This window comes from Wolbachia endosymbiont of Diaphorina citri, from assembly GCF_013096535.2.
Classification (GTDB): domain Bacteria; phylum Pseudomonadota; class Alphaproteobacteria; order Rickettsiales; family Anaplasmataceae; genus Wolbachia.
Map to the genome: position 1 here is coordinate 891725 of NZ_CP051265.2, position 24529 is coordinate 916253.

Annotated in this window: 26 protein-coding genes and 2 pseudogenes; 14 read left to right on the plus strand and 14 right to left on the minus strand. The window is 33.6% G+C overall.

Annotated elements, in window-relative coordinates; genetic code table 11:
• Positions 1-77 precede the first annotated feature (77 nt).
• On the minus strand, positions 78-1283 hold the full coding sequence (ispD, locus tag HGO49_RS04055) for a 2-C-methyl-D-erythritol 4-phosphate cytidylyltransferase (protein ID WP_017531901.1): 1206 nt from the start codon (positions 1281-1283) through the stop codon (positions 78-80).
• 101 nt (positions 1284-1384) lie between these two features.
• Here ispD and HGO49_RS07570 point away from each other — a divergent pair.
• The 7 genes and pseudogenes from HGO49_RS07570 (at position 1385) to HGO49_RS04090 (ending at position 7919) form a co-directional block, all read left to right on the plus strand.
• Positions 1385-2272 (plus strand): annotated as a pseudogene (locus HGO49_RS07570) (alpha/beta hydrolase family protein).
• A gap of 49 nt (positions 2273-2321) precedes the next feature.
• A complete protein-coding gene (locus HGO49_RS04065; protein WP_026092617.1) occupies positions 2322-3395 on the plus strand; it encodes an AI-2E family transporter in 1074 nt (357 codons plus the stop codon).
• Positions 3396-3500: 105 nt separating this feature from the next.
• On the plus strand, positions 3501-4136 hold the full coding sequence (locus HGO49_RS04070) for an HdaA/DnaA family protein (protein WP_017531897.1): 636 nt from the start codon (positions 3501-3503) through the stop codon (positions 4134-4136).
• 371 nt (positions 4137-4507) lie between these two features.
• Positions 4508-5494 carry a tyrosine-type recombinase/integrase gene (locus tag HGO49_RS04075; protein ID WP_017531895.1) on the plus strand — a complete coding sequence of 329 codons (987 nt, stop codon included), beginning with the start codon at positions 4508-4510 and terminating at the stop codon, positions 5492-5494.
• A gap of 56 nt (positions 5495-5550) precedes the next feature.
• Positions 5551-6276 carry a lysophospholipid acyltransferase family protein gene (locus HGO49_RS04080; protein WP_026092616.1) on the plus strand — a complete coding sequence of 242 codons (726 nt, stop codon included), beginning with the start codon at positions 5551-5553 and terminating at the stop codon, positions 6274-6276.
• Between the two features lie 51 nt (positions 6277-6327).
• A complete protein-coding gene (gene rpsT, locus HGO49_RS04085; RefSeq protein ID WP_017531893.1) occupies positions 6328-6597 on the plus strand; it encodes a 30S ribosomal protein S20 in 270 nt (89 codons plus the stop codon).
• Between the two features lie 80 nt (positions 6598-6677).
• Positions 6678-7919 (plus strand): citrate synthase, encoded by a 1242-nt coding sequence (locus HGO49_RS04090; protein ID WP_017531892.1) that lies wholly within the window; start codon positions 6678-6680, stop codon positions 7917-7919.
• Between the two features lie 44 nt (positions 7920-7963).
• On the opposite strand, the gene HGO49_RS07325 is transcribed toward HGO49_RS04090, so the two are convergent.
• From HGO49_RS07325 to HGO49_RS04100, 3 genes are all read right to left on the minus strand, one after another.
• Positions 7964-8506, minus strand: a complete 543-nt coding sequence (locus tag HGO49_RS07325; RefSeq protein ID WP_237398538.1) for a hypothetical protein — start codon at positions 8504-8506, stop codon at positions 7964-7966.
• Positions 8463-9248, minus strand: coding sequence for a hypothetical protein (locus tag HGO49_RS07330; RefSeq protein ID WP_237398619.1), 786 nt, complete (start codon positions 9246-9248; stop codon positions 8463-8465). The genes HGO49_RS07325 and HGO49_RS07330 overlap by 44 nt, the downstream gene beginning before the upstream one ends.
• 177 nt (positions 9249-9425) lie before the next feature.
• Positions 9426-9605, minus strand: a complete 180-nt coding sequence (locus tag HGO49_RS04100) for a hypothetical protein (protein WP_172758385.1) — start codon at positions 9603-9605, stop codon at positions 9426-9428.
• Between the two features lie 298 nt (positions 9606-9903).
• On the opposite strand from HGO49_RS04100, the pseudogene HGO49_RS04105 reads away from it, so the two are divergent.
• Positions 9904-10763 (plus strand): annotated as a pseudogene (locus tag HGO49_RS04105) (IS982 family transposase).
• Between the two features lie 37 nt (positions 10764-10800).
• On the opposite strand, the gene virB9 reads toward HGO49_RS04105, so the two are convergent.
• Together virB9 and HGO49_RS04115 are read right to left on the minus strand one after the other, a co-directional pair.
• Entirely contained in the window at positions 10801-11586 is a 786-nt protein-coding gene (gene virB9 / locus HGO49_RS04110) for a P-type conjugative transfer protein VirB9 (RefSeq protein WP_017531859.1), read from the minus strand.
• Positions 11587-11679: 93 nt separating this feature from the next.
• Positions 11680-12492 (minus strand): transposase family protein, encoded by an 813-nt coding sequence (locus HGO49_RS04115; protein ID WP_409350570.1) that lies wholly within the window; start codon positions 12490-12492, stop codon positions 11680-11682.
• Between the two features lie 241 nt (positions 12493-12733).
• Here HGO49_RS04115 and HGO49_RS04120 point away from each other — a divergent pair, with 241 nt between their 5' ends.
• The 4 genes from HGO49_RS04120 to HGO49_RS04135 all read left to right on the plus strand — a co-directional run bounded on the left by HGO49_RS04120 (position 12734) and on the right by HGO49_RS04135 (position 14044).
• Complete coding sequence (locus tag HGO49_RS04120; protein WP_017531959.1) at positions 12734-13162, plus strand: ankyrin repeat domain-containing protein; 429 nt, start codon at positions 12734-12736, stop codon at positions 13160-13162.
• Complete coding sequence (locus HGO49_RS04125) at positions 13111-13500, plus strand: ankyrin repeat domain-containing protein (RefSeq protein WP_083852047.1); 390 nt, start codon at positions 13111-13113, stop codon at positions 13498-13500. The genes HGO49_RS04120 and HGO49_RS04125 overlap by 52 nt, the downstream gene beginning before the upstream one ends.
• Before the next feature lie 36 nt (positions 13501-13536).
• The gene (locus HGO49_RS04130) at positions 13537-13821 is read left to right on the plus strand and encodes a hypothetical protein (RefSeq protein ID WP_017531961.1); all 285 of its coding nucleotides are present in this window, start codon (positions 13537-13539) and stop codon (positions 13819-13821) included.
• Positions 13822-13897: 76 nt separating this feature from the next.
• Positions 13898-14044, plus strand: coding sequence for a hypothetical protein (locus HGO49_RS04135; protein WP_017531962.1), 147 nt, complete (start codon positions 13898-13900; stop codon positions 14042-14044).
• 37 nt (positions 14045-14081) lie between these two features.
• Here the strand turns inward: HGO49_RS04135 and mlaD are convergent, their stop codons facing one another.
• Both mlaD and HGO49_RS04145 read right to left on the minus strand, forming a co-directional pair.
• Positions 14082-14537, minus strand: a complete 456-nt coding sequence (gene mlaD / locus HGO49_RS04140) for an outer membrane lipid asymmetry maintenance protein MlaD (RefSeq protein WP_017531963.1) — start codon at positions 14535-14537, stop codon at positions 14082-14084.
• 2 nt (positions 14538-14539) lie between these two features.
• Complete coding sequence (locus HGO49_RS04145) at positions 14540-14845, minus strand: NADH-ubiquinone oxidoreductase subunit NDUFA12 family protein (protein WP_017531964.1); 306 nt, start codon at positions 14843-14845, stop codon at positions 14540-14542.
• 64 nt (positions 14846-14909) lie between these two features.
• On the opposite strand from HGO49_RS04145, the gene HGO49_RS04150 reads away from it, so the two are divergent.
• Positions 14910-16358: a proton-conducting transporter transmembrane domain-containing protein gene (locus tag HGO49_RS04150; protein WP_026092623.1), complete on the plus strand. Its 1449-nt coding sequence runs from the start codon at positions 14910-14912 to the stop codon at positions 16356-16358.
• Positions 16359-16403: 45 nt separating this feature from the next.
• The gene (gene rodA, locus HGO49_RS04155) at positions 16404-17507 is read left to right on the plus strand and encodes a rod shape-determining protein RodA (protein ID WP_017531966.1); all 1104 of its coding nucleotides are present in this window, start codon (positions 16404-16406) and stop codon (positions 17505-17507) included.
• 43 nt (positions 17508-17550) lie between these two features.
• Here the strand turns inward: rodA and HGO49_RS04160 are convergent, their stop codons facing one another.
• The 6 genes from HGO49_RS04160 to HGO49_RS04185 form a co-directional block, all read right to left on the minus strand.
• Positions 17551-18792 (minus strand): IscS subfamily cysteine desulfurase, encoded by a 1242-nt coding sequence (locus tag HGO49_RS04160; RefSeq protein WP_017531967.1) that lies wholly within the window; start codon positions 18790-18792, stop codon positions 17551-17553.
• A 171-nt stretch (positions 18793-18963) separates the two neighbouring features.
• Complete coding sequence (locus tag HGO49_RS04165) at positions 18964-19521, minus strand: ankyrin repeat domain-containing protein (RefSeq protein ID WP_017531968.1); 558 nt, start codon at positions 19519-19521, stop codon at positions 18964-18966.
• Positions 19522-19754: 233 nt separating this feature from the next.
• The gene (locus HGO49_RS04170) at positions 19755-20699 is read right to left on the minus strand and encodes an IS110 family RNA-guided transposase (RefSeq protein WP_017531969.1); all 945 of its coding nucleotides are present in this window, start codon (positions 20697-20699) and stop codon (positions 19755-19757) included.
• A gap of 89 nt (positions 20700-20788) precedes the next feature.
• Positions 20789-21283 carry an ankyrin repeat domain-containing protein gene (locus HGO49_RS04175; protein ID WP_172758383.1) on the minus strand — a complete coding sequence of 165 codons (495 nt, stop codon included), beginning with the start codon at positions 21281-21283 and terminating at the stop codon, positions 20789-20791.
• 176 nt (positions 21284-21459) lie between these two features.
• On the minus strand, positions 21460-22836 hold the full coding sequence (gene terL / locus HGO49_RS04180; protein WP_017531971.1) for a phage terminase large subunit: 1377 nt from the start codon (positions 22834-22836) through the stop codon (positions 21460-21462).
• A gap of 644 nt (positions 22837-23480) precedes the next feature.
• Positions 23481-24485, minus strand: a complete 1005-nt coding sequence (locus tag HGO49_RS04185) for an NAD(P)/FAD-dependent oxidoreductase (protein ID WP_017531972.1) — start codon at positions 24483-24485, stop codon at positions 23481-23483.
• Between the last annotated feature and the right edge of the window lie 44 nt (positions 24486-24529).

The window sequence follows — 24529 nt, forward strand, 5'->3', positions numbered from 1 at the left end:
TTGACAAACCTTTCCACTTTCCTTGTAATGAAAGTGAAATAGTGGAGTTTGTCAAGTAAGTTATTTCTTTTCTACCTTCAATAAAAATTTGCATGCAATAGCACAGAAGCATACGTTGCTATTCCCTCATTTCTTCCAATAGAACCTAATTTTTCTGCTGTGGTTGCTTTGATATTTACGAATTCATCATTAATTTCTAATATTTTTGATATGAATTCCTTCATTCCTGCTTTGTAAGGCGATATTTTAGGCTCTTCACAAACTATAGTAATATCTAAATTAGACACGCTATATCCTTTTTCCTGTGCTTTTTTAGCAGCAAAGTCAAGAAAGTGAGATGAATTGCAATCTTTCCATTCAGAAGCATTGGAAGGAAAATGTTCTCCTATATCCCCACATCCCAGCGCTCCAAGTATTGCATCAACGATCGCATGTATTGCAACATCACCATCGGAATGTGCTTCTATTACCATGTTGTGCTCAATTTCTACACCACAAATCTTTATAAAACTCTTAGCATCATTTTGAACTTTAACAAATTTATGTATATCATAACCAGCGCCAGCGCGAAATTTTGGCTCTTCAAAGAGAAGTTTTGCCATATTGATATCCTCTTTTGTAGTTAACTTAAAATTGTTTTTCTCACCTTTAATAATCTTAACATGTTTTTTGTACTCCACCATTATTGATGAATCATCAGTAAATTCTTTGACTGACTGATGGCACGATAATAATTCTCTGAAATTAAAAATTTGAGGGGTTTGTATGGCTCTAAGTTTTTCTCTTGAAATCGTAGATTCAACGAAATTATTACTCACCAACGATATAGTATCCTCGACTTCTATTGCTGGAACTACTCCTGTATATTGACCATTAATCATAGATTCAATCAAGTTATCTATTAGAATATTTGACACAAAAGGCCTACAAGCATCGTGTATAACGACGAAATCTGGATTGATCTTCTGCAAACTCTCCAGTCCGAGTTTAACTGAACTCTGCCTACTTTCTCCTCCGTATATTGGACTTAGTAATTTAGTATCTATAGTTGATGACGTAACTTCTTTATAGAAATCTTTTTGACTTTCATTTACTACCACTCTTATGTAACTTATGTACTGATTAGCTAAGAATTTTCTAATTGTGTGAAATAAAACAGACTTACCTGCCAGTTTTATATACTGTTTAGGGATTTTGGCATTGCATCTACTGCCTACTCCTGCTGCAACTATTAATGCTGCTATCTTGTATTCCTCAAGTCTGTTAGTGTGCATTCTTATCATTTTCGTTGTTAATACAAGTTATCTAGCATTTTAAAAAAGTTGATCCAATTCTCAAAAAAGAATATTCTTTTACTAGGTGTAATATATGCTAGAGGGAAATAATGCACGTTGCTAAGTATAATAAAGAAAATAAGATACATCTTATATTTTTTCATGGAATAGTGATAATTATAAAAATGCATCCAGGTATATACAAGATAGATCTACATATCTCCATAGGTCTAATTTCTACACTCATGCACATAAATACCCAATTGCATTTCAAAACTATATAACTTACGCAATAGCTAGTTTCTTGTTTTTAGGAACATCAATACTATTACCAACTTTAATGTTACTTACTAATCCAATGACATCTAGGACAGCAAGTTTAGCCATCTTAGCAGCTTTAACTTGACCTTTTTATCTGTACCACCACTCATGATTCCGTTTATAAATAAGAATCAAAGCTTGTCTCAGCTTTCAATAAAAGAAATCAGTAAATTAATTGACAATGGTGTGAAGCCTGAAAACATTATCTTCTCGGCCATTCCTTTGGAGGAGCAATTGCATCAGAAGTGCTGAAATATTTTATAGACAGAGATATTAAACTTGGAGGTATTATTTTTACCAGTACTTTCAGCTCTTTTCACAATGCAATAAAGCATTTTCGAATTCCTCAGACAAAAATTCTAAGCATACTACCCTCTTGTTTGTTAAAAAAAATGCTTAAGGTCCTAAATTTAGATTTTGATATAGTAAGCAATATACAAAGGCTACAAAATGATAATATATCAATAGTGGTCATTAATCATGAAAGAGATACCTTAATACCATATCCTGCACAATTAGCAAAAGGACTAGAAGATAATCAATCGTTAAATAGAAATTTGACCAAAATCGTTAATTTGAAAAGCTTTGAATATGACCCGCACAACGGGGTTTTATCTGGTTGGGAATTGGATGAAAATTTAGCTGATCTAATACTTAATAAAACAATGAATAGATAGTATTTACAAAAAACTGTATATTTTTTGGTAAATCGGCTATGTTAAACATATGCAAAAACGTCATATAACTATTTGTTGTGTAATACTTTTTATAATAGGGGCATTATTTTTGATGCGTCCTATGATTGTTCCGTGTCTAATATCCCTTTTTGTTGCACATTTGTTTAACCCGCTAGTAACCAAGTTTGAAAAATATAGAATACCGCGTTCATGTTCTGTAGTTTTTATAACACTTGCCTTATTGATAGCTTTTATATTAGTTATTACATTTGTTTTACCTATTATATATTTTCAAATTACTTTAATATTAAATTTCTTAGTGAATAAGATACCTTCATTAAAGCTTAAAGTGATTCCTTCTGTATTAGAATTTCTTAATATAAAAACTGAAGATAGTTTATTTGATCACTTGTCTAAAAATCTAGTAGAAAATTACAGTGATTATATATCTTATTTTATCAATGCTCTTAGCATGGGCAGCAATCTTATAATTCAAGTGTTAAGTTCAAGCTTTAGTCTGATTTACATTACATCATTAATATCTATTACGCTTGTGGTGTTTTTCTATGTATTACGTGATTGGCCTTTAATTGTAGAAAAAGCTAGTAAACTAATTCCCATTAGTTACAGAGAAAAAGCTGCAGATTATTTTTTCAAAGTAGATTTCATTATATCTAATTACCTAAAGGGACAGTTAAACGTATGTATATTCATGATGATCTTTTATTCCGTAGGCCTTAGCATAATCGGGCTGAAGCATTCTGTATCTATTGGAATTTTATCAGGAACATTAACATTTATACCTTACATAGGGCCATTATTATACACTATTATCGGATTTTTGAGCGCCATTACTCAATTTAGTGGATGGTTTGAAAGTGCTGCTGTCTTGCTATTATTTAGTGTTGGACAATTAATAGACTCAAGCATATTAGTTCCTTTATTAATAGGAAAAAAAGTTCATATACATCCAACTATCATTATTTTGGGAGTTGTCATATGTACCTCATATTTTGGGTTTATAGGTATATTATTTTTTATTCCAATAATAGCAATGTTCAGTGTATTAGTAGAATATGCAGTCAATAAATATTTTGAAAGTGAGCTTTATAAAAATGGCTAATTAGTTCACGATAAAAAGAAAAAGGATCTCTGATACATTTGAGAAATGCAAGTAAATTCTTATGCAAAAATTATTATCAAAAAGTAGAGATGTTAGAGGCTTTACGTGCAATTAAATTTATTTAACAATAATCAAGTTGATTATTGCTGGCAAAACTATATCACCTTAGACGAAAATAAGCACGTATATAACTCAATAGTTAATGATTTATCTTGGAAATGCCTGATTCTTTTTGGACCTAACAGCTCTGGAAAAACTCACCTTGCTCATATTTGGCAATCAATAAACAATGCAATTTTTATCAATGTGAATAATTTTGTAAGCGAGATTAGGTATAGCAATGCGTTTATTTTAGAAGATGTACAAAACATAAAAGATGAGGCAATGTTGTTACATTGTTACAATTATATGAAAGAAAATGATAAGAGATTGCTAATCACTTCTTCAATTTCACCAAAAAAGCTTAACTTCAAACTCAAAGATTTAAGCTCTCGAATATTGTCAACTATCAGCGTAAAAATTTTACCTGCAAGCGAGGAATTATTAAGAATTATGCTAATAAAACAATTTTCAGATAAACAATTAAAAATTGATCTAAAGGTAATTAATTATATTCTAGCAAGGATAGAACGTTCTTTCCACAGCATTAATAAAATTATAGAAAAAATAGATAGTGAATCTATAGGATCAAATGTAACCATTCCTTTTATTAACACTTTATTAAAAAAAAGTCCCAAGTGATTCCTTTTGCTGCAAGACATTTGTTATATATATTAAAAATTTATTAATACCCATACAATAATGAAGTTGAAATCACTATTTCTTTATGTTAAAATTATAATAAATACTATGATGTAATAAGAATGAACAGACATAGCTAAGGGATATTTTATATGATAGTAAAACTTACTTTACAGGATGTTTTTTATAGATTTGATGTTATAATTAAAATATGGTAAAAATAAGATCAAATTTGAAAAAAAGGTTAAAACAAAGGTTTGTAGTACTTACTTTATTGGTAAATGTTTTATTTATCTCATATTTTCTTATAAAAAATACAAAAAATACTTTTAATCAAATTATAGTCAAAGAAATAAATATAGGAGATGATAATGAAAAATAAACAACCACAAAATAAAAAAGAGGATCTTTACATAACGTATTACATAGATACTTTGGTTTCCGAAAAATCTTCTACACAAAATACTTGGGAAAGTTATCGCTCAGATTTACATCAACTTGAAAAATTTTTATTAGAAGTAGGCACTACCTTAGTTGGTGCAAGTAAAGCTAATATTAAAGATTATGTAAACTTTTTACGTACACAAAAGAAATATAAAACTAGCTCTATATCAAGAAAAATATCTGCTATCAAAAATTTCTATAAGTGCCTATTTAATGATGGAATAATAGATTTTAATCCAGCACCGGCTAATGATAATGAATTAAGAAATCCAAAGGTTTCCCGTCCTTTGCCTAAGTATTTAAGTGTTCAAGAAATATTTTTGCTCATGGAAACAGTAAAAAAATCAGCAAGCGGATCGAATAAAGAGATAAGCAGTAAAAGGCTATGTGCAATTTTAGATATTCTTTACTCTTCCGGGATGCGTGTTTCTGAACTAACCAATATGAAGTTATGTGAAGTATCACATTTAGTAAACAGTAATGGTAAGGAAGGCTACATAATAATAAAGGGAAAAAGTGGCAGAGAAAGGCAAATCTTTTTTAATGAGCAAGCATTGCAAAGCCTTAAAGATTATTTATCACTTCGTGACAATCTGCTCCCTAACAACAAAAAATCTGATTGGCTATTCCCAGGTGATAAACCTAATAAACCAATTACAAGGCAAAGAGTTGGTCAATTAATAAAGGAATTAGCAAGAAAATGCAATATTGATGAAAATAAAATCTCTCCACATGTGATTAGGCATTCTCTTGCTACCCATCTACTGAATAGCGGAGCAAATATTGTGCTGATACAAAAAATTCTTGGCCATACTAATCTTTCTACAACACAAATATATACTCATATTGCTAACGAAAAGTTAAAGGACAAATTAGCTGATTCTCATCCTATTACTCAGATGATCAATAATTAAACTTATTGCTTTTAGTTTTGTAGTAAAGTTAAATTCAAATAAGTTTACGTGTGTTTGTGATTGCAAGTTTATTGTTTAATTTACTCCTTATATTATGGGAAGTATTCTATACTTTAATTACTCTCCCTGTAATTTTCTTTCCTGAGTGTGTAATAACCATTTTCCTTGTTTGCTCGGTGAGAGTTGTATTATTCATGTTGCGTTTATTATGTGGCATTAAATATGAAGTGAGGGGAATGGAAAACATTCCTAAGCAACCTTTTATAATTGCATCTAAACACCAATCTCCATTTGAAACATTTATTTTTATACTACTCTTTAGAAAAGCAGTTTTTATTTTAAAACGTGAATTGAAATGGATTCCATTCATTGGTTTGCATCTTATGGCATTAAAAATGATTTTTATTAACCGCTCAGATGGTATTAGTTCTATGCGTCATATCGTTAAATTAGCAAAAATGCGTATAAAAGAAAATAGAAGCATAATAATATTTCCTGAAGGCACAAGAACGACTATAAACCAAAATATAAAATATCAACCAGGTATTGCTGCTTTATATAGCATATTATCTGTTCCTGTGTTACCGGTTGCTTTAAACACAGGTTTGTTTTGGCCAAAAAGCATACTTTCTCTGAGAAAAAATTCCGGGAAGGCAATAATAGAGATATTGCCTCCAATACATCCTGGGTTAAACAAAGATGAATTTTTGCAAAATTTAGAAAAAACTATTGAAGAGAGAAGCAGTAGATTAACCATAGAAAAAACTGATATTGCAAATTAACAAAAAAACTTTATAATTAAAAGAAAAGTATAGTATTTTGGGTATTAATATATGGCAAATCATAAGAGTGCTAAAAAAATGATAAAGGTAATAGCAAAGCGCACTTTAATAAATAAGATGCGGAAAAGTAAAACTCGCACTGCTATTAGAAAATTGGTTGATATAATCAAGTCTGGCGACAAAGAAAATGTTGTTCTGGCATTTCAAAACGCTGAATCCAATTTACATAGATGTGTAAATAAAGGTGTTATTCATAGGAATACTGCTGCGCGTAAAATAAGTCGCTTAAATGCAAGAGTAAAAGCATTGATGACAGCATAATATGGTTAATGTAAGGTTAACCGGATTAATGTATACTCTTCAATTTGTATACCTTGTATAAAATTTAAATAGCTCAAGTGATGGATGAAAAAGCATTATTGGAACTAAGTAATGGGTTAAAAATTGATCTGACCGTATCAAGTGTAAAAGAAGGTCCTGGTGTGTTAAATGTTCAGGATTTATATAAGAAGACAGGATTATTCACTTACGATCCAGGATTTGTTTCCACAGCTTCATGTTCTTCTTCGATTACATTTATTGATGGAGATGCAGGAGTTCTTAAATATAGGGGACATAATATAGCTGATTTGGCAAAGAATAATAATTTTACTGCTGTGATTTATTTATTGCTCTATGGTGAATTACCCAATTCAGAACAACACAAAAAATTTATTCTCAAAATACAAGAATTGTCCAAAGTATCAGAGCAAGTTACAAATGTAATCAAAGCATTTCCAAAAACTGCTCACCCTATGTCGATTTTGATTGCATGTTTTGCAAATTTGTCAGCATCTTACCATGAAACACATGGCAACAATGTCAATGGTGAAGATTTAGATTTTGGAATTTCTGCAATAGCACAAGTTCCTGCAATTGTTGCAATGATTTATAGACATATCAACAATCAGGAATTCATAAATGCTAATAATAAATTAAGTTATAGTGAGAATTTCTTAAATATGATATTTGGCAGTGCTGTTAATAATACCCTTTTTGTAAAAACTCTGGATAAAATATTTACTCTCCATGCTGATCATGAACAGAATGCTTCTACGGCAGCTGTCAGATTGGTAGGGTCAGCTGGTTCTAATATATTTGCAAGCCTGTCTGCAGGAGTTGCTACACTTTGGGGTCCAGCACACGGTGGAGCTAATGAGGCAGTTATAAATATGCTAAAAGAGATAGAGCAAAGTGGAGATGTAGATAGATTTATTGAGAAAGCTAAAGATGATAAAGATCCATTTAAGCTAATGGGATTTGGACATCGTGTTTATAAAAACTATGATCCGCGCGCGCTTATATTAAAGGATGCTTGTCATGAGATTTTAAGCAAATTAGAACAAAACAATGAATTACTTGAAATTGCAAAAAAACTTGAAGAAATAGCTTTAAAGGATGAGTATTTTATTACACGTAAGTTGTATCCAAATGTTGATTTTTACTCAGGTATAATAATGAATGCTATCGGTATCCCTTCAAGTATGTTTACACCCATTTTTGCACTTGCAAGAACCACTGGTTGGGTTGCCCAGTGGTATGAAATGGTAAACGATAAAGAAACCAAGATTTGTAGGCCAAGGCAGCTCTACATTGGCAAATAAACTTTCATTCACAATTCGTCCTCAAATAGTCTAATTTCCTTTAGCTATAAAATACAGCAAGATGATTTTGTACGCGGTTCTGCGGAAGACTGTTCAAGCTTTGTTTTGGGCTTATTAAAAGAAGATCGTGCTGAAGAAGGGACAAAGCCACTATCTTTAGCCGAGGCACCATCCCCACCTTTATCTTCACCACAGTAGTTGGGACTAAGGAATTTGCTTAAGTTTCCAGCACGTGATTTACCTATAGTTAAATTCTTAGGTGAACCACCAAAACCACTATCTACACTTGGTTCATCCATCCCTACTTCTTCTTCAGAAGGGTCAAGAGTTTGTGGTTTCATAGCTCGCACACGCGCAGGATCAATAGATAGCTTATGATCCTCATTGATTACAGAGCTCTCTATGATCTTATCCATCACACAGTAAGCAATGTCTGGGTTAGCAAAATCTATTCCGTACAATCCTTTACTATCACTATTCAATAGAGACTCCTGCGAAGTATGACCCTCAATATTATTTAATATATCCATACCAAACATATTATTAACGTGATTCACTTCTTCTCTTGTTGAAATATCCCTCCTCATTATTATAACTTACAATAGGAATTAAAATTGAATCTTCGTCACTGTTCAAGTAAGAGTCACGCAATATACGATCAACTGGTATGTTTGCTTTACAAAACAAATTAACCACTGAAAACTTCAGAATCTCATTCACTTTATCCTCGGCACTTGGAATATCAAAACAACGGCATGTCAGAAATACTTTATGCTTTACTATGTCTTTAATAAGCTTAGGATTATCAAAAATGCTTTTCTTTAGATATACATAATTTCCTTTCTCTTCTAAAAAATCCTTAGTTTTTTTAGGACCATTTTCATAACCTGTTATCCTTGATGAGAGCAAATCTACAAAAGAACGTTGCAAATTTCTATCAACACACTCCGCACCATATAGATAAGATCCCTTATCAAAAACTTCATCGATTATATTATAATCTACATACTCTCCTATCTCCTGCTCTATATCATCTGGTAGATCCTCACAACCTAGTTCCAATTTTTTGTCTTCTGTTTTTTGCTCTATAATACTAGAGCTTGCAAATCGCGCAATTTCATTAGCTAGTAAAAACTTTAGATTAGAAACCACCTCTTTCCTAATTGGCATCAAAAATTTATTATCTTCAGCCCATTTCCCTTGATCAAAGCTAAAAGGAAAAAATTTTGTATAAAAAATATCATCAAGAATACTTTGATCCGGACAAAATCTTTCTATTACTTTTTCTTTCATACTCTTCAAGTACTCTCTGTGCTGATCAATAGTCATATTTTTATCAAACAAGATAATAATATGATCTTCTTTGTAAGAAAAAGTACCGTCTACAGTACAATTAGTAAAAACATCATCACTAAAACGAAGAATACTATTAAATGCTTTTACTAATTCTCAATTTATTTCACTTTTATTAGGCATAACGCCACCCCCGCAATCAAATTAACATAATTACTTACTACTGCCCTGACCACTCTTACTACTACTGGATTGATTTTGCTTCATTCGTTCTTGTTCACGCTTAATCATGTCTCTAAAATCATCTATTTTCTTTGGATTTATTTTACTCAGATCAATCTTTACTCTCCCTGAATCAGGTGCTTTTTTATTTGGATCATTATTACCATGCATATCAACCTCTAAATTAAAATATTATGTAATTAGCATATTAAGGATCAATTATCAGCACAAGCAGTTTTTTTGCATAAACTTTATTTATCATTTTTATACTCCTGGATCCCAGTGCTTGCACTGGGATGACACTGAAGGAGCTACTCGCATAACACCAAAGAAACTACTCACATGACACGAAGGGGCTACTTGCATTACAGCCTTTTAAAACCCCAGTTGGGGATTAGAAGTCAGTGAAAAAGCCGGGAAAATAGGGTAAACTCCGGAAACATATTATCAAAAAATAGAGAGGTTACCCATGAATAAAAATGTAACAGAATTATTTTGCTTTGTAGACGATTTTTGCAAGGCTATAAACAAAAATTTCGCAGAAAAACTCCTGCCAAACAGTAAAAAACCTACCAGAACGCCAGGGATTACGCATTCTGAAATTCTTACTATAATTTTACTTTATCAACAATCTAGATGTGAGGACTTTAAATCTTTCTATACATATTATTTGAAAGCACTACATGGATCTGAGTTTCAAAATTTGCCAACATATAGTAGATTTATTAGGCTAAAAGGTATTTAGTGCTCTTGTTAAAGTGGCTTTGTGAGCAGTCAAAAATGACCGGAATTTCGTACATAGATGCAACTTCTATCGCTGTTTGCCATCCAAAAAGAATCTCAAGAAACAAAGTTTTCAAAGGATTGGCAAAGCTTGGAAAGACTACATATGGCTGGTTTTTGGGTTTTAAATTGCATATGGTAATTAATGAAAAAGGTGAAATTCAAGGAGTTACAATGACTAAAGGTAACGTTGACGACAGAAAACCAGTACCAAAATTAACTGAAAAACTGACTGGTCTTTTGTTTGGTGATAAGGGCTATATAAAGAAAGAGCTCTTTGCAAAACTCTTCGATAGAGGAATAAAACTCGTTACCAAAGTAAAAAAAGGTATGAAAAATACATTAATGCTTCTTGAAGAAAAGATTTTTTTAAGAAAAAGGTCGATTATTGAAACAGTTTTTGGTTACCTCAAAAACAGACTTGATCTTGAGCATTCAAGACACAGGTCTCCAATAAATTTCTTGGTGCACATCTTTTCCACATTAGTTTCATATTCTATGAAGCCTAAAAAGCCCTCTATTTCTACATTTTACTGTATTGATTAATCCGCAACTGGGGTTATAAGAATACTATAGCCTTTAATCACTTACCTTTTTTGAAAGGTATGTTTTCATTAAACAGGCAGACTGTGCTTGATCCGTTTCTTAAGGTAAATACCGAGCTTACTCTTTCAATTATCAGGTAGTCATCAACTGTACGAAAATTTATCAAGGATTCATATCCTGCAGAATCAACCATAAAAACTGCCGGGAAATCAGAGTTTATTTTATTAAATTGTAGATATGTAAATTTTCCGTCATCAAAAACCTTAATTGGTATTATTGATTGACTGCCTTTAACGTGCGAGATGGAATAGTTAAAATTCAAGCCTTTCTTTATAACCTCAATATCACTTATATCAGGGATAGTGGTATGAATAGCTTGCTCTAGAATATCACCGTTACTCGTTGAATAAATTTCATCACTGTTGAACAGTGGATAAAGAAACCTTACTTCATATGCTAACCTTGGATCATCTAGCCCGTTTGCTTCTTCAGCATGAAATTCGAAATAATAAACTCTTTTATTGGTAATTATAGTTGCATTAGTATCGGCAATATCATCTATAGGCTTAATAAATAATCTATTACCTTGAGGAAGGAGTTGCCAACCGGTTGCATCACCCATTGAAAGACTCTCTATTACCTCCCCTGGCTCAAACAATATGCTGGATTGATAACCATAAAAGCCCGTGTACTTATGTATAGCCTGTGGATTATAATTCATTACCTTTATGTGGTTATCACCAGCTATTGGTCTTGGTTCCTGTTTTGCAAGTGCATAACCACCACAAAAAAATAATAGTGTAACAAAGAGTACCCTAATCATAGTATCAAAATAAACTGATTTTCATTTTATCATTAGACCTGCTGCGAATCAAGGGATAAAAAAAGGAAGGAGAGTAGCTAAAATCAAGATTAACTAAAAGGCGTGCTTAAGATTCACAATACCAGCAATAATATTGAACCTCAGGTTGTATTTTTTCTGAAAATTGCGGTAAACATGGGACATAATCTTAAATATCTTTACCTCACGGATCTTATTTTCTACTCTCATTCTAAATGATGCTAATCGTCTATTATGCTCTTTTTGCTCTGAAGTTAATGGCTTTTTACGATACTTTTTATATGGAATTATAACATTGCTTTGCAATTTTTGCCAACCTTGATATCCAGAATCGGCATGTTTTATGCTGTTAATTGGTAAATATTTTTCTTGTTTCCTTATGCGAAAATCACTAATTCTACCACGATATGACTTTGACACTGATAAAATTCTTCCATCTTCTTCGATAACAATCTCAGTTTTCATAGTGTTGGTTCTTTTTTTTCCTGAATATGATTTCTTCCGTTTTTTACTATCTTCTGGCCTCTGTATTTGCTGTTCTGTAACATCAGCCAGAATCTTTAGTATTTTTTCTGATGTCATACTTCTATCTTTTGTTATAGTAACTTTCTTGGCAAGTAATGGCTCTATTTTCTTCAGTAACCTACATACATTTGCGTTGTGCATATTGAACAGGCACCCTAAAAATCTATGTGTTATGTAAGTGCGATAGTACAAAATTACGCAAAATAACTTATCTTCCAGAGTTGGTAGTTGTGATCTTCTACCATGGCACTTTTTCTGTTTTTCAAGTTTTTTCCACTCAGACCTCACTTTTTCCACCACCTTTTCAAACTCCTCTATAGTTAAACCTGTTATACTACGAAAGTTTCTTGGGTGCTTCTTCATTTTATAGTAACTAAAGCTCATTTTTTACCTTACTCAATCTCCTTATTCTTCTTCTATCTCTTTCACATCATTTTTTCAATCACTTTTCGCAGCAGGTCTATTGATAGACATGCACTGCAACTGTTAAGCTATCCCAGTAGTAAGCGACAGAAAATGCAAGCTTCATAATAATTCATTACTGCAGGAAAAAATTCTTTAAACATTATTTTCATATATGTTAAAATAGGTTGTGAGGTAAATTATGAATGGAATACAACAAGTGAAGTTGAATGAGCAGCTTTTCAGTGCTGTTCTTAGTAATAATATAGAAGAAGCTGAAAGATTAATAAACGCTGGAGCGAGTGTATATTCAGTAGATAAGCATGGGAGGACCCCTTTACATCATGCTGCTCAGCGTGGCTATGTAGATCTAGCAGAGTATTTGATAAAAATAGGAACAGATGTCAACTCAGTAGATAATTTTAGAAATACTTCTTTGCATTTAACTGCGCATAGCGGTTATATAAAAGATAATGGTGTGTGGGTCAATATAGAAGAGACTGCTAAATTCCGTCATAAAAATACAGTGGAGTTGTTGCTTAAAAAAAAAGGGCAAATATTAATGCAGCGAACCATCAGATGCAGACTCCTTTACATATTGCAGCAGAAGGAGGACATAGTTATTTGTTAGAGGCGCTGCTTAAAAAGGGAGCTGCTGTTAACTTAGCAGATGATGAGAGAAATACTCCACTTCATTGCGTTGGTGGTATGGGCGGCGGTGAAGACGATAAAGAAGTAATAAAACTTTTACTTAAAGCAGGGGCAGATATTAATTTAGTTAATGCAGAAGGAGATACTCCTTTAAGTAGTTATGATTTAAGAAGTAGTCATCTTAGTACAGATATGAAATTGATGATAGTTCACATTACAAAACTAAAAGCTGCTGGATTGTTTATCAATCAGCAAAATATTCAATTTACGGATGAGTTAGTGAGGTTCTGGAGAGGAAGAAATAACAATTTCTTGTAGAATTTACCAAGGTGGTTTTCAAAATTTAGTAAAGAAGTGTCAAAGCTCAAGAAAGAGAATAGTGTGCTATATACCTTTCTGAAAGAAAGTAACATTAATGTGCTAGTTAAAATGTGGGAAGAAAGCGAATATATAAGAAACCAATTTATTGGTAGAGATTTAAATAAGGAATTAAAAGAGGTTTTAAAAGAACGGTATTCAAAATATGCTGACATTCTAATCAATAAAGCTGATGGAGTGAGAAAAGAAATATCTCTATATAATAATAAGCTGCTACTTGACCCTTTGTCAGAACATTACAATATAACTTCAAAGATATGACGTTTACTGATATCAGAAATTTTTTTGACGTTCATAAAGAGGATTTTAGAAAAAATCACAAATATCTCTAATTGACTTGATAGATCTAAGTGATGTAAGAAAAAACACTCTTATACTGAAAGTACAAGTATTTGTTGAGATTATTAGGAATGTAGAACCTAGCAGAAATCTTGATAATTCAAACGCTGAACAACTTCAAGCTATTGATAGAAAAATCCCTTAATTGTACATAGGTCAAGTTGGCTTATGTGTTCTTATTCTCACTTTGTAAACATGCCAATAATTTTATCCACTATTCCACCCATATTTGCTTCAGCTTGAGTATGCGCTATTTTACCACCGTGTGAAATTAATTTAGGATCTGCACCAGGTGATATATTAACAAACTTACTACCAACAACTCCACTGCTAGCGATTAGAGCTGAGCTATCAATTGGCAACTTTATTTGTCTGCTTATGCACATATCGATTCGTGCTATGTAGGTAGCTTTGTCAAGCGATACACCAGTTATGCTTCCGATTTCTACACCAGAGATCTTGACACTATCACCAACCCCTACACCGTTAGCATCAGTAAAAAGGCCATGTATTTTATAGCAATCCTTATAGTTTCTCTTTATGTAAGATAGCTTATTAATAGCGAAGAAGACAAGAAAAATAGTGAAAATTAATACAAATGATCCAGCAATTATTTCAAATATATTTGACCTTCGCATCTTTAATAATTAGGATTCCAGCTTTCATAGTAGTTTTTCACCTTTTGATTTGGGTAGTATGCACCTTTCTTACCTGTTAAGTTAGGAGTTTTTCTTTTGTTATTATTAACTGGTACTTCATTATTAGTATAATGCAGCCATATATGCCATTCTGGAGGAATTGTTGTGGGCTCAGAAACATTACCATGTATTACCCATCTTTTCCCTTTACTTGACTCATAGTAAGAATTTCCGTTTTCATCCCTACCTATAAATTTACCTTTTCTCCTTAATAAGTTTGTTACTGCATTATAAATTTTAGATAACATAAAGGTATTAAAACAAAAAGTATTATATATACTAATACTTTAACGATGTATTAACAACAGTTTAATGCAATTACCAATTCTACAAGTTATTATACCAATAATTGCATCGATGTTCTGCTTTCTTACCAGGAAACATAGGGTGTCCTGGTTTATCTCTTTTTTTACAACGGCAGCTACTTTCTTTATTTCATTAACGTTGCTAGTGAAAACATACAATGGTGAAATTATAACTTATTATCTTGGAGATTGGACTCCTCCATACGGAATAGAATTGAGAATCGACATATTGAACTCCTTGATTCTAACTTTGGTGAATTTTATAGCGCTGATTAGCGTGCTTTATAGCTTTTATATTAACGAAAAAGAAATTAGCAAAAACAAGATCACTGGTTTTTACTCTCTATTTCTACTGTGCTTAAGCGGACTACTCGGGATTCTAGTAACAAACGACATATTCAATCTTTATGTTTTTCTGGAAATTTCATCTCTTTCTTCTTATGTATTAGTTTCAATGGGAAGGGACAAAAAAGCCCTGATGGCAGCATTTGAATACCTCATTAGTGGTACTGTAGGAGCAACATTTTACTTGTTTGGCATCGGCCTTTTATACTCTATGACCGGAACGCTCAACATGTCTGACATGGCTGAAAGAATAGTACCATTATACGATAATAACATCATAAGACTTGGTACATTATTCATTTTTGTTGGTCTCTCAATCAAAATGGCACTGTTTCCACTCAGTAGATGGCTGGTTAACGCATATAGTGAAGCACCTAGCTTCATTAGCGTATTCTTTTCAGGCACAGTGACAAAAGTGATGATATATGTTTTTATCAGAATCTTTTATACTGTTTTTCAGCAAAATTTTTTCTTACCACTGCATAATGTGATAATTATCCTCGCACTTTGCGCTATTGTATTTGGATCAATATCTGCAATAATCGAAAAAGATATAAAAAGACTGTTTGCTCACTCCAGTATCAGTCAGATTGGCTATATAATTTTAATGCTGGGTTTAAATTCAAAATCAGGTTTGTTTTCAGCAGTTCTCCACATAGTAAATCATAGCATGATAAAAACGTCTTTATTCATGGTTGCAGGGTGTATTTCTTATAAGGTTGGTATGACAAAAATAGAAAATTTATCAGGACTAAAAAAGTCAATGCCCTATACAACACTCGCATTTACTCTACTTAGTTTAGCATTAATCGGTGTACCCTTGACAAATGGCTTTGTAAGTAAGTGGTATATGATGCAAGCAATTCTTGAATCTCATGCATGGGTCTCTCTGATGGTTTTTGCTGTTAGCTCTTTTTTTGCATTAGTATACATTTGGAAAATGGTTGAGAAAATGTATTTTGAAAACAGTACAGCATCAAACGCTGGAATGACACTTAATGAGGTACCATTGCTTATGCTCTTTTGTCTATTATTTATGGCAATTTTAACGGTAATAACTGGGATATATAGCAGTCCAATTCGGTTGGTAATTAATAAATTTGCTTTTTGATTTTCTTATGTTTTATTGTATCTCAAAGTCTGTAAAGTTTTCGCTGTGGATAAGCTGAAGAAAATTCACTTATTATTAGTCATTAACGTAATAGCTCTGTTTTGCGTTGGCATTGTTGTGCAATATTCTTCTGCTGGAGGAAAGTGGGCTCCATTTGCAATTCACCAATTGGTCATATTCTCTTTCTTCCTTTTGCTTGCTATAGCTATGTCATTTATAGAGATAGATTTTTATTTGAAGCACGCTTATTTTTTTTACATAGCAGCAGTAATTGCGCTGTTAGCAGTAAATTTTTTTGGCTCGCATATAATGGGTGCAACGAGATGGATAAGAATTGGGTCAATTAGTTTACAACCATCAGAATTTGTAAAAGTGGGCTTAATACTTGCACTTGCTCGTTATTTTAATAAACAAAGTGTGTATAAAATGATGAAATTTCAAAGTTTATTTAAGCCACTTATAATTATTTTCTTACCTGTATTCCTTGTATTGAAGCAACCTAATTTAGGAACAGCTGTAATAATATTGTTTATAGGAGCATCAATTATATTCACAGCAATAATGGAGAGACCTCATTTAATAATTTTTGGAACGCTTGGTATTTTCGCAATACCAGCTATTTGGCCTTTTTTGCGCCCTTATCACAAGCAAAGGATATTATCATTTTTGGATTCATCAGTAGATCCACTTGGAATAGGTTATAATGCACAGCAATCTCAAATAGCTATTGGTTCAGGAGGTTTGTTTGGTAAGGGATTTGTTAATGGGAGTCAAACTCAACTTGGATTTTTGCCAGAGAAACGCACAGATTTTGCTTTTGCGGTACTTAGTGAGGAATGGGGGTTCTTAGGCAGCATGGCTTTGATTTTACTCTATACCACATTGCTTGCTATAATATTCTCCATTGCTTACAGGTCAAAAAATTACTTTTCTAAGTTAATATCTATCGGGGTTTTCGCCTTTTTTGGTGCTCATTTCTTTATAAACATTGGAATGACAATAGGCCTATTACCTATAATAGGTGACCCACTTCCATTTCTATCCTATGGCGGAAGCACAACTGCTGCGAGCTTAATATGTATAGGATTGCTACTTAGTTCCGTGGCATCTACAAAGAACTTAAAGCTAAGTTTCCGATTTCACCCATAGAAAGAGCTTAGACAACCATCACTCTGCTAATGGTTAACGTTCTTCAATGAGAATCCCATTTTACGGTGCTTAAATCTATTCCTTCTTGTACCATTTCCAAAAGTGGGCTCATCTCTCTTAGCCGTCCAACATTTTTAGTAACAAGATCTGCTGCGTATAGAACTTCATCTTTAGTTGTAAATCGGCCAAGGCCAAATCTAATTGATGAATGCTCAAGATCGTGGCCATTGTTTAGTGATCTTATAACATAAGAAGGCTCAAGGGATGCAGATGTGCATGCAGAACCAGAGCTTACTGCTAAATCCTTGATTGCCATGATAAGAGACTCACCCTCAACATAAGGAAAACTTAAGTTAAGGTTACCTGGAATCCTATTTTCGTAGTCACCATTTAAAACAACATCAGGAAATGCCTCTTTTATTTTGTTGTACAAAACATCTCTCAACTCTTCTAATTTGCTTGCTTCTATTTCCATTTCTTTTTTAGCGATACGTGCTGCTTCACCAAAACCAACTGCAAGGGGAGTAGGAACTGTTCCAGAGCGCATGCCTCTCTCCTGTCCACCACCACTAATTAGTGGCGTCAACCTAACACGAGGATTTTTTCTACGGACATATAATGCGCCTATTCCCATAGGTCCATAAATTTTATGGCTAGAAAGGCTCATAAGATCAATGTTCATTTCATTTACGTCTATTGGAACTTTTCCAAAGCTTTGGGCAGCGTCTGTATGAAAAAATATATTATGCTTTCTACACATTGCACCAATTTCTTTGACAGGTTGCATTACTCCGATTTCATTATTTGCCATCATCACTGAAATCAGAATTGTTTTATCAGTGATTGCCTTCTCAAGTTTCAACAAATCTATAATTCCGTTTTGCTTAACGGACAAATATGTAACTTTAAAGCCTTCATTTTCCAGATGTCGACAAGAATCTAAAACGCACTTATGCTCCGTGCAGACAGTTATTATATGATTTCCCTTATTCTTATAAAAATGAGCAACACCTTTGATAGCCATGTTATTTGATTCGGTTGCACCCGAGGTAAAGACGATTTCTTTGCTGTCTGCATTCACTAAATCAGCAATGTGCTTCCTTGCTTTTTCTACTGCTTCCTCAGCTGTCCAACCAAATGAATGGCTACGAGAGTGTGCATTACTAAACTCACCAAAATAAGGTATCATCACCTCCAAAACACGAGGATCTACTTTAGTAGTAGATTGATAATCGAGAAATATTGGTAATTTTATTTTAGCATTGCGTATTTTTTCCACATTCATAGTCAGATTCCAGCATAGAAGTTACTACATTTAGTAGCACTAAGGCTTAATTTTTTCAAGATATAATCTTGCCTAAACGAAAGTTGTCAGCGCTCTCTCCTACGTTATTCCAGTGCCCCTGTAATGTCATTCCCTATGGTCAGTGTTTGACACTGGTAGGTCGAATACGCGCTAGGCAAACCTAGCAGCGCTAGCAGCTTCTTGACGCCCATCCATTAAGACTGCTACTCCATCAACTTTAGTACTGGGCTTTAACATCATATATGTAGCACCACCAACTGCTAGTGCTACTGCTATAACTGCAACCACTGCTATAGCTATAGGTATTGCAATTGTTTCAGTTGCAAAAAGTACCGCTGCTATAGCAGTGCCTAATAATGCAGTTTTTACAGCGGTAGCAATCCCTTTATTAAATGCTTTCACAAAAGAACGTCCTCCTGCCTTTAATAGAACTTCTACGTTTTGACCCTTGGCATAATCTAAAGGGGTCATTCCATGTGTATTTACTGCATTAACATTTGCTCCTTTTTCGAGTAAAACATCTACTGTCTCTTTGTGACAATAAGAAACAGCATAATGTAAAGGAGTTCCATACAAATGTTGCGCATCAACATTTGCTCCTGCTTGGAGTAAAACCTCTACTATCTCTTTGTGATCTTTATGAACAGCATTGTGTAATGGGGTAAACCCATGTTCATTCCTTTCATCAATTTTAATTCCTTCGATCAACTATGTTTTTTGAATTTAGTCTCATTACAACTCTTGTTTATAATTTTGCATTCTTATTCAATTAAAAAATGTATTTTTGGCAATAAAAATCCTAGTTTATTACGGAAAGAAATTTATACCAAACAACTACCACTGCTTAGATCTTGTGGTTAACGAATATGTGCATAAGTACTTAAAGTGTGTGGTGACGTACTTACACACATATTCGTTAACCTATTTTCTATGCAGATTTTTTAATTCATATTGACTGCTTCTTTAAGCCTTGCATTAGCAATCACTATAATTTTTCGCATTAGAGCTGTTATAGCTACCATCTTCTTTTTACCTCTACCAATGAGATCAGAGTAAAAAACACCAAGTGAAGATTTAGACCTTGCAGCAGTCATCGCAGCTGTAAAAAGCTTTGCACGAACATTGCTTCTACCACCTGTTATACTTCGGTAACCAATAGATTTTCCACTTTCTTTTGGATGAGGGGCAACTCCAGCAAGACTAGCAACTTCTTTTTTGTTTAAGTAGCCAAGTTCTGGCATCAAGCATACAAAATCTTGAGATAACTTTTTACCTATTCCTGGTACTGTTTTAAGGATTTTTTGGCGTTTTTGTAACTCTATACTTTCATCAATAATTTTTTGTATAGCATTATTGAGCTCATTTATCTGACTGTTAAAAAAGTCGATGGTTTTTTGGCAACTTTCTTTTATATAGTCATTTTCAGGTGCTTTCAGTCTACATTTCTCTTGAGCTCTCATTTGCGTAATGTCATCACGACGTTGACAGAATGCAACTAAGGCTGTTTGTTCTTTTGACATAGGCACAAATGGAGATAGGGTACTATAACGTTCAAATCCATATTGAGCAAGGGCTCTTGCATCTGATTGATCAGACTTTGCTAAAGTTCCATGAGATAGGATAAAGCTTTTTACTTTACGAGTATTAGCTCGATGTACAGCAACATTTTTATCAACAAGAAAATGTGCTAAACCAAGCTCATATTTTCCTGTATTTTCCAAAGTTACAAAAGAATTAGGTAGAATATTTGAAAAATTTTGAAACAATTGTTGCCAACCAGCAGTATCATTATCAAACTTGATAGTGTTCTTTTGGTTGTGCACTGCAGCAACATTTTTAAATTTTCCGATATCGATGCCAATAAAATTTTGATAAGATATAATCATAATAACCTCGATAGTTTAATTAATTTAAGATTGTAAACGGACGCATACATATGTTCCATGCAACTATTCAAACGTATCGAGGGATAGGGCTAGTGTACCTTGATCGAAGCGGTTGTAATACCAATCTTTAGTCGGTCGCACACGCCCGTGATAGCCCTATTCCTATAGTGAGTAGGGTTATCTTTCCCTCTTGTTTTTTTTATATCATATTTTTGACTTACAATCTTTAATAGAGCTTCTACTGTTCCTATATGGCCATGTTTAGCTGCTAAATTTAATACAGGAGTCCAACCTTTTCTACTCTTATCGCTAATGTTTGATCCTGATGATATTAGAGCATCCAACACATTTGCATAGCCTGCCTCAGCAGCTATCCTTGATAACGTAAACTTTAAATATTTAGGATGATCTGAGGTAAATTCATGATTTATATCGAATTTCTCATCAATCCACTCTTTATGTAAATCTTGATCCTGCCTCTCTAGTTCTTCTTGTATTTTCTCAATTATGTTATCTTTATTAAAATCTTGCTTATCGTTAATTACATTCAATACTTTTTTCAGTGTTTCATATCCTTTTGCCATAACTTTACCTTTAAACTAGAGTAAAATATCTAACTATCACATATTATACTAGAAAAGCAATATTTATTTTAAATGAGCTTATAATCGAAATTGTGGGTAGCAAATTATTGCCTCTTGAATCACAATGTTCGTATAGCTGCAACCCTGAAGCTACTATCTCTCATCCACTGAAGGTATTACACAGTGCTGTCTACTTGATCGTCGTGGCGGGTTTCTGGGAACATTAAAATTTCATACTCAAAATCGCTGAGCCATATTGCTTGATGCGGCAGAAAAACCTTGCCGGATTCTATTATCGGAACAATCTGGTGGAATCGAGCGATTTTACTGTTATGCGGCACTATCTCAATAACAGGTATTGTCTTTAGCTCTTGAATCAATTGTTGACCGCTTGTTTTTGCTTCGATTAAAATTGCGTGTGGCTTCCACCTTGCAGCTAGTGATAGAACTTGTTCTTTAAGTTTTGGATACTCAAGCTTCGCACGGTATACATCGAGTAAATAAAACTTATTATTCACCTTTGTCCAGGTGGTGCAGACACTAAAGCCGCTAGAATCGTTTTTTGAAACTGCAGTATCCCAGCTCTGAGTTATATGTAAGAGATTGTCAGGAAAATTTCTATAGCGTTTCAACCATTCTTGCTTAATTATACCACTTGAAAGTGGCAGAGGATTTTGTTGATATTGAGCAGCAAAAGCGTAACTCCCAAGTTCAGCCTTTATCATTTCAATTTCTCCTCCATCTAGGGGATATAGCAGCTGACCTTCCTTTTTTAAGTATAAAATCCTTGAAGATGTAGCGCCTGTTGAGCTTTTGCACTCATTTGTAGTTACTTGAATAATAGGAACAGGAGAAGGGAGAATTGATCTTTTGATTGAATAGATAATTTCCTTATTTTCAGAGATCATTGGCAAACAAATATGATGCCATATATTTCTTGGTTTGGAGAGAAGATGCGCAGTCAAATCCTCTTGATGTAGTCTGTGCATTACAACAACGATAACTCCTTTTTTCCTATCATTGAGCCTGGTTATTAGAGTCTGATCGAACCAGTTTGTGGCACGTTTTCTAAACGTCTCGCTCAAAGCTTGAGAGGAACTCAGTGGATCATCCACGACGATAAAATCTCCACCTTCACCAGTCAGTGTTCCACCAACAGATGTTGCAATCCTACATCCTCTCTGCACTGTTTGAAATTTATATTTAGTGTTCTGGTCTTTGCATAGTTCTACCTCTGGAAATAGCACTCTATACCAACTAGACTGCATCACGCACCTGGTGTCAAGCGAATGCTTTTCGCTAAGCCGCTGAGAATAGCTTGCAACTATTATTCTTGCGGTTGGCTGATTACCAAGTATCCATGCGGGCCATGCAACACTCACGCACATAGACTTCATCGAGCGCGGAGGCATATTGAATATTATTCGCTTCACTTCACCAGTGCTTGCTGCTTCAAGCCTGTCTGCTATAATTTTTATATACTGATAATTGTTATACTCACATCCCGGCATCACCGTTTGAAAGCATAGTTCGATAAATTTTAAAAAGTTCATGTTAGTCTCCTATAGTGTTAGTGGAATTTACTTTATGGTGGTGTCAGCCTCTTTGGTGTCATATCAGCGTCCTTTTTCTTGTCATCCAAGTAGCCCTTTCCTTGTCATTCCAGTGCTTGACACTGGTTCACCTTATGATGGTGTTATTCAAGTAGCCTCTATCCAAGGGCCCCTTTGGTGTCATCCGAGTAGCTGACACTGGTTTCTTACCAACAAAACCTAGCATAACTTTTGTGCTCAAAAGATTTCTGGATTCCAGCATCAAGTGCTGGCCTGAAGCTTTAGTTACAAGTATTAAGAAATTCACCAAATGAAGAAAAAAGGCAAAAGAATCCCCGTATAACGAGTTTTGACCCTATAATAATGTAAATTGGCATTGTAATAATGTGCTAACGCTTATTTAAAGCGCATTTTGGCTGAATGTAGAAAAAATAAAAAAGACATGCAGCCGCTATAATTTTATGTAATCTGCCAATATATACCTGAGTTTTTTACTGAATTTTGTTGTTAAATCTGCAGAGATTAAAAACAAGGATAAATACTCTTATTGATATGATAAGGGAGTTGGGGAAATTTGTAAAGTAATCTTTTTCGTTTGTATTCCCTTATGCTTGAGATAACTCCATGTAGGTTCATGTTACTCTTTAATTTCCATGAATTCCCTTTGAAGTTGAATATTGAAAATTAACTGGAGAATTGTGAATTACTTTGTATATGTCATAACAAGCCATGGCGCTCTCAGCAAAACCATTTAGTATCAATTTTAGTTTGCCTGGATAAGTAGCTATATCTCCGATTGCATATATTCTATCTCTACTAGTTCTAAGCGTAGCTGAATTAACAACTATGCGGCTATGTTCTAACTGTATACCCCAATTGTTTATTGGACCAAGATTCATTGACAGTCCAAAAAATGGCAGCAAAAAATTAGCGGATATTTCTTTTTCTTCCTTAGAGACAATGTTTTTTACTATCACTGCTCTCAACTGCCCATTACCTCCTGCTAGTTCGTGTAATTGATATGGCACTACCAGTTCTATCTTTCCATCATTTTCAAGTGATTCTAATTTATTTCTAGTTTCAGGAGTGCAGCGAAATTCCTTTCTCCTATGTATCACATAAATTTTCTTCGCAACCTTAGAAAGTTCTACAGTCCAATCAGCCGCAGAATCACCCCCCCCTGCAATGACTATAGTTTTGTCCTGAAAATCAGAAATTTTATTTACACTATAAAATACAGATTTATTTTCATATTCTAATATACCACTTAAGGGTGGACGGTTAGGTTCAAACATTCCATTACCTGCAGCAATGATAACGGCTTTGCATTTTACCTCTGTACCTATGTTAGTTATGATAGTAAAGTTTTCACCTTCGTTATTTGAAATCTTTTCCACTTTTTGACTTAAATGGTAAACAGGCTCAAATGGTGAAGCTTGCTCCATTAGTCGCTCAATTAATTTTTGGGCAGTAATTACAGGATAACCAGGTATATCATATATTGGCTTTTCTGGGTAAAGAGCTGTGCATTGTCCTCCTGCTTGATCCAAAACATCTATTATATGACATCTCATATCAAGCATTCCCGCTTGAAAAGCAGTGAATATTGCAACAGGCCCTGCACCTATTATTACGATATCGGTTTCCATATTCAGATGGTGATCTATTTATAGATGTTAGCTTTCTTTGCTAA

Bases quoted from the DNA above. Each gene is read 5' to 3' on its own strand.
- mlaD (WP_017531963.1), bottom strand. From the start codon at position 14,537: ATGCGAAGGTCAAATATATTTGAAATAATTGCTGGATCATTTGTATTA.
- HGO49_RS04145 (WP_017531964.1), bottom strand. From the start codon at position 14,845: ATGTTATCTAAAATTTATAATGCAGTAACAAACTTATTAAGGAGAAAA.
- rpsT (WP_017531893.1), top strand. From the start codon at position 6,328: ATGGCAAATCATAAGAGTGCTAAAAAAATGATAAAGGTAATAGCAAAG.
- HGO49_RS04125 (WP_083852047.1), top strand. From the start codon at position 13,111: ATGCAGACTCCTTTACATATTGCAGCAGAAGGAGGACATAGTTATTTG.
- HGO49_RS04175 (WP_172758383.1), bottom strand. From the start codon at position 21,283: ATGGCAAAAGGATATGAAACACTGAAAAAAGTATTGAATGTAATTAAC.
- terL (WP_017531971.1), bottom strand. From the start codon at position 22,836: ATGAACTTTTTAAAATTTATCGAACTATGCTTTCAAACGGTGATGCCG.
- HGO49_RS04090 (WP_017531892.1), top strand. From the start codon at position 6,678: ATGGATGAAAAAGCATTATTGGAACTAAGTAATGGGTTAAAAATTGAT.
- HGO49_RS04185 (WP_017531972.1), bottom strand. From the start codon at position 24,485: ATGGAAACCGATATCGTAATAATAGGTGCAGGGCCTGTTGCAATATTC.
- HGO49_RS04160 (WP_017531967.1), bottom strand. From the start codon at position 18,792: ATGAATGTGGAAAAAATACGCAATGCTAAAATAAAATTACCAATATTT.
- ispD (WP_017531901.1), bottom strand. From the start codon at position 1,283: ATGATAAGAATGCACACTAACAGACTTGAGGAATACAAGATAGCAGCA.
- virB9 (WP_017531859.1), bottom strand. From the start codon at position 11,586: ATGATTAGGGTACTCTTTGTTACACTATTATTTTTTTGTGGTGGTTAT.
- HGO49_RS04170 (WP_017531969.1), bottom strand. From the start codon at position 20,699: ATGATTATATCTTATCAAAATTTTATTGGCATCGATATCGGAAAATTT.
- HGO49_RS07330 (WP_237398619.1), bottom strand. From the start codon at position 9,248: ATGACTATTGATCAGCACAGAGAGTACTTGAAGAGTATGAAAGAAAAA.
- HGO49_RS04115 (WP_409350570.1), bottom strand. From the start codon at position 12,492: ATGAAGAAGCACCCAAGAAACTTTCGTAGTATAACAGGTTTAACTATA.
- HGO49_RS04120 (WP_017531959.1), top strand. From the start codon at position 12,734: ATGAATGGAATACAACAAGTGAAGTTGAATGAGCAGCTTTTCAGTGCT.
- HGO49_RS04065 (WP_026092617.1), top strand. From the start codon at position 2,322: ATGCAAAAACGTCATATAACTATTTGTTGTGTAATACTTTTTATAATA.
- HGO49_RS07325 (WP_237398538.1), bottom strand. From the start codon at position 8,506: ATGAGGAGGGATATTTCAACAAGAGAAGAAGTGAATCACGTTAATAAT.
- HGO49_RS04075 (WP_017531895.1), top strand. From the start codon at position 4,508: ATGAAAAATAAACAACCACAAAATAAAAAAGAGGATCTTTACATAACG.
- HGO49_RS04100 (WP_172758385.1), bottom strand. From the start codon at position 9,605: ATGCATGGTAATAATGATCCAAATAAAAAAGCACCTGATTCAGGGAGA.
- HGO49_RS04150 (WP_026092623.1), top strand. From the start codon at position 14,910: ATGCAATTACCAATTCTACAAGTTATTATACCAATAATTGCATCGATG.